Below are 5,012 nucleotides of genomic sequence, written 5' to 3'. Positions count from 1 at the left end.
GCTGCGCGTGCTGCATGGCGCGCGGGATTGGCCTTGAGGCAGCGCCAGCTGGGATTTCATCCCAGCCTACGAGGATCAACTCGCCTGCCGCAGCAATTCCGTTACGTCGTTCTCGATGCCTTCGAGATCCGGAATCACGGCGATGTCATCGCGCACCAGCACCTGCGCTTTCACACCACGAGGCAATGGCTTGCCGTCGTGCGTGGGGATGATCAGCTCGGCGTTGAGCGTAGTCAGGCGCGGGAAGCCTTGCGTAACCACGGCCACGAATGGCACGTCGGGGTTGTCGCCCAGCGCCTTCAATACGGCCACGCGCACGGCGAGTTCCGCATCGCCTTCTTCCGCGCCGGCCAATTTGGTGAACGAGACCAAGGGCACGCGCCAACCGCGCCATGCGATACGGCCGAGCAGCCATTCGGGTGCATCCGGAACCGGCTCGGGATTGGCGAAGGTGATTACTTCGGCCACGGTGGCGTTGGGCAGCAGCAGGCGCAGGTTGCCGACCGGCACGAGTACGCAACGGATTTCGCGGGGTAGTGGTTGTTCGCTCATCGGAAATCCTCGACCAGACGTACCGCAAGCTCCTGCGGCGAACCGGAAAAACTGGCCAGGCGTTCGGCCATCACGCCGTTGACCATGTCTGTGTAGTGATCGCTGAAGGACGCTTCCACCCACACTTGTCCGCCGCGATCGTGAATGGCTTGCGCGCCGGCAACAGCATCGGTGGCCTGGCCGGCAAAGACGATGGCCAGTGCGTCGCGTCCGTAGACGTTGGCGGCCATGGTGAAGCTGCTGTCGATGGACGGCGATTGCCCGCTGACGTCATCGTTGGCGGCGCTCACATCCACACGGCCATCGCGGGTGATGCGTACCTGCTGACCGCGCGGCACCACCACGATTTCGCCGCTGCGCGTGCGCATGCCGGCGGTGGCAACCTTGATCGGCAGATCGCAACTCGCCATCAGCGCAGAGAGCAACTGCTCGAGTGAATCCTGCGCGTGATGCTGGGTCAGCAGGATCGGCAGCTTCAAATCGCCCGGCAATGCGGCGAGGAAAGCGCCCAGCGAAGCGCCGCTGTCGCGCGCTGCGCCCAACACCAGCAAGCGTGCGAAGGCGGTATCCAGTTCGTGCAGATGCGACTCGAACGGCTGGTACTCTTCTTGGGGCGCGATGGCTTCTTCCATCGACACCAGTTCCAGCGTCATGCCGGGCTCGACGGGCGATTCGTCTTCCAGGAATTCCACGTCAGGCGCCAGGTAGTCGGTGGCGCTGACCTTCTCGACACCAAACGAGGCCTTGCCATCGGACGGCGGCGCGGCGACATGCTCGCTTTCTTCCACGAAGCCCCATTCCGGCGCGGCAGGCGTCTGCTGCGCAAGCGTCTTCGTTTCGATCACCGGCGGCGTGAACGCCTCGTCGTGCGAGGCGAGCGACAAGTGATCCAGGTTGATGTTGAACGCCGGCGCGTCCATGTGCGCCGGTGACGGCGCAGGCGCGGGTTCCGGAGCCGGCGCGAAGCCGGGCGCCGTCGGAATGTGCTCGTGCGACGCTGGCGCGGCGTGCTCTTCGTCTTGCCAGCCGAAGTTGCCATCGTGCAAGGGCGGCAGCTCGTCTTCCGCGGTGAACTTCAGGGAACCGAATTCACTTTCCGGCACGTGCTCGGGGGCGTCGCCGGTCGCAAGCAAGGCTTCCAGTTCGTTCGCCAGCGTTTCAGACATCGCTTCCGGGCTCGGTGCATCGTCGTGTTGCTGCAGCACGTCAGCAAGCGATGCCTCGGTCGACGCCGCAGGCGCGAAGGCCGGCGCGGATTCGAATGCCACTTCCGGCGCATGGACTGGCGCCGGTTCGAGTCCAGGTTCGGTGGCTGGCGCCAGGTCCAGCACGGGCTCGGCATCCGCCCGTGCGGGTTCGGGCTCGGCCAGCGCGACCGGTTCGGTTTGTGGCTCGGGCTGAGCCGGCACAGCGGCCGGCGGTGGCACCACCGGCTGCGCGTTTTCGGGACGCGGCGGATCGATGGTGTCCGTGTTGAGCGTCTTGGCCGCCAGATGGCGGGCCCAGCGCGCGCGATCCCAACCGTCCAGGCCGCGGCTGGCCTGGGCGTCGTTGAACACCACGGGGATGTCGCCGGCGGCGACCAATTCGTAGATCAGGTCGAGCGCGGTGTCGTCCACCGCGTCGTCCAGGTTCACGACCAGCACATTCACGCCGGCCTCGCGCAGCTTGACCACGTCGAAGCTGCTTACCGGGCCTTCGTGCGCGATCCGTGCGCCGTGCTCGGAGAGTGCGGCGCGCAGATGACTTCCCAGCTCTACGTCATCGAACAGCAGCGCGACCGCCGTGGAGCCTTCCTTCATACCCCGAGTGCCTCGTATTGCGACTGAGCGGCTGTCAGGTGGTAGCGCGTGGCGCAGCGCCAGACTGGCCGTCTGGTCAAGCCGCGCGCTGCCGCATGGCGGCCGCTCAGGCGCAATGCGGGATGCTTGGGGTGTGAAGGGAGGCTCTTGATATCAGTCATTCACGGGCTCCTGCGCGTGCTGCTCCAGTACTTCGCTGATCTGCGCCAGCAATTCGGCTTCCTGGTAGGGCTTGCCGAGGTAACGTTCCACGCCGATGTCGAACGCGCGCTGGCGATGCTTTTCGCCGGTACGCGAGGTGATCATGATGATCGGCACGTGGCGCAGGCGCGGATCGGACTTCATCTGCGTCGCCAGTTCGTAGCCGTCCATGCGCGGCATTTCGATGTCGAGCAGCATCAGGTCGGGCACGCGCTCGTGCAGTTTTTCCAGCGCGTCCAGGCCGTCCTTCGCGGTTTCCACTTCGTATTCGTGGCGCTCGAGCACGCGGCCGGTGACCTTGCGCATGGTGATCGAATCGTCGACCACCATCACCAGCGGACGCACGCGTTCTTCTTCGATCACCGGCGCCGTGGTGGCGAAATCGAAGCCTTCGGCCAGGCGCTGTTCGCGACGGGCCAGGCCATGACGCACCAGCGGGGCGAGGTCGAGAATCACCAGCACCGAGCCGTCGCCCATGATGGTCGCGCCGAGAATGCCCGGCACCGAACTCACCTGCGGGCCGACCGACTTCACCACGATTTCGCGCGAGCCGATCACCGCGTCGACGCGGATCGCCGCACGCAGTTCGCCCGAACGGGTCAGCAGCAGCGGCAGCTGTTCTTCGTCGCTGATGCCCGGCACCAGGCCAAGCAAGCCGGCCAGATCGTGCACGGCGTGATCCTCGCCGTTGTATTCGAACTGCGGGTTTTCTTCGGCCAGGCGTTGCGCCAGTTCATCCGGACTGATGCGCGCGACGCCCTGCACCGAGGTCATCGGGATGGCGAACGCGGATTCGCCGATGCGCACCAGGATCGCCTGCGTCACCGCAAGGGTGAACGGCAGGCGCAGCACGAAGGTAGTGCCTTCGCCCTGACGCGATTCGATGGCGAGCGAGCCGCCCATCGACTTGATCTCGCTGGCCACCACGTCCATGCCCACGCCGCGGCCGGCAAGCTGGGTGACGGTGCTGGCGGTGGAGAAGCCGGTCTGGGTGATCAGCGCAAGCAACTGGTCGTCGAACAGGCGCGTATCCGGGCGGATCAGCCCGCGCTCGATGGCACGGTTGCGGATCGCCTCGCGATCGAGGCCGCGGCCGTCGTCGCTGACGCGAATCACCACTTCGGTGGCTTCGCGCGCTACGCGGATGCGTACCGCACCTTCTTCCGGCTTGCCCGCCTTGCGGCGCTCGGCCGGTGTTTCGATACCGTGCGCCACGGCGTTGCGCAGCATGTGCTCGAACGGCGCCTTGATGCGGTCGAGCAGGTTGCGGTCCATTTCGCCGTGCGCGCCTTCCACATACAGCTGGGCGCTCTTGCCTTCTTCCTGCGCGGCCTGGCGCAGCGTGCGGCGCAGGTTCGGCACCATGGTGTCGAACGGCAGCATGCGCGTGCGCAGCAGGCCTTCCTGCAGTTCGGAACTGACGCGCGACTGCTGGATCAGCAGCGTTTCGGCCTGACGCGTGAGTTCGTCCAGCATGCTCTGGATCGACACCAAGTCCGACACCGATTCGGCCAGGGCGCGCGAGTACTGCTGCAACTGCGAGAAGCGGTCGAGTTCGAGCGGATCGAACACCGCCAGGCCGGCATCGCGATGCTCGCGCTGGAAGCGCGCGATGATCTGCGCTTCGGTTTCGATTTCCAGCATGCGCAGCTGGCTGCGCAGACGCGACACGGTCTGTTCGAGTTCGACCAGGTTGAAGCGGTAGGCCGACACCTGCTGTTCCAGGCGCGAGCGGTAGATCGCCACTTCGCCGGCGTGGTTCACCAGGCTGTCGAGCAGTTCGGCGCGGACGCGGATCTGTTCCTGCGCGGTGCGGCCGGTATCTTCGCCTTGCTGTTCGTCTTCCAGGGGCAGCAGCGAGGGCAGCTCTTCCGCGCTGATCTGCGGCGTCGGCGCAGGCGCGGGGGCCGGTGCGGCAGCCACGGGCGCGGGTGCTTCGGCGACCGGCGCCTCGGGTTCCTGCGTGCCGCCCTGCAAGCGCGCCACCATCGCGTGGGGATAGGCAATCGCCTTGCCCTGCGATACGCGTTGCACCAGGCCATGCATTTCGTCGAAGGCGGCTTCGAGCGTGCCGATCAGCGGCGCGGTCTTGCCCGGGTCGATGCCGTGCGAACGCTCCAGCAAGCTTTCCAGCGCGTGGCTGAGATCGCCCACCGGCGTGACGCCCGCGATGCGCGCGCCACCCTTGAGGGTATGCAGCGCACGCAACAAGCCAGCCATGTGCGACACATCGGTCGGCTCGGCATGCCACTTCGCCAGCGTGCTGTCGGCGTCGTCGAGAATTTCGCGCGCTTCTTCGCTGAAGATTTCCAGCAAGTCCGGATCGATGTGGTGGAAGCTCATCAGCTCGCCAGCCGGCACGCGTTCGGCCGGTTGGCGTTCGATCGTTTCCTGCGCTGGCGGCAGGTCGGCCACCACGGGTTCTTCGTGGTGCGGCGCTTCGGCGACCGGCTCGGT

The 5,012-nt window shown here is 66.2% G+C and carries 3 protein-coding genes; all 3 read right to left on the bottom strand.

Annotated features, from left to right (window positions below):
* Positions 1-75: 75 nt before the first annotated feature.
* Positions 76-552, bottom strand: a complete 477-nt coding sequence (locus VJR68_RS19215; RefSeq protein ID WP_324150266.1) for a chemotaxis protein CheW — start codon at positions 550-552, stop codon at positions 76-78.
* Positions 549-2,354 carry a chemotaxis protein CheB gene (locus VJR68_RS19210; RefSeq protein WP_324150264.1) on the bottom strand — a complete coding sequence of 602 codons (1,806 nt, stop codon included), beginning with the start codon at positions 2,352-2,354 and terminating at the stop codon, positions 549-551. The genes VJR68_RS19215 and VJR68_RS19210 overlap by 4 nt, the downstream gene beginning before the upstream one ends.
* A 153-nt stretch (positions 2,355-2,507) precedes the next feature.
* A partial coding sequence (locus VJR68_RS19205) for a response regulator (RefSeq protein WP_324150263.1) occupies positions 2,508-5,012 on the bottom strand: 2,505 nt, incomplete at its 5' end.

Origin of the sequence: Dyella sp., assembly GCF_035277725.1 — a bacterium.
Classification (GTDB): Bacteria; Pseudomonadota; Gammaproteobacteria; order Xanthomonadales; family Rhodanobacteraceae; genus Dyella_B.
This window is presented reverse-complemented; position numbering and strand designations above follow the sequence as displayed.

What these genes read in the sequence shown, in the direction of transcription:
- VJR68_RS19210 (WP_324150264.1), bottom strand. Translation starts at nt 2,354, where the DNA reads ATGAAGGAAGGCTCCACGGCGGTCGCGCTGCTGTTCGATGACGTAGAG.
- VJR68_RS19215 (WP_324150266.1), bottom strand. Translation starts at nt 552, where the DNA reads ATGAGCGAACAACCACTACCCCGCGAAATCCGTTGCGTACTCGTGCCG.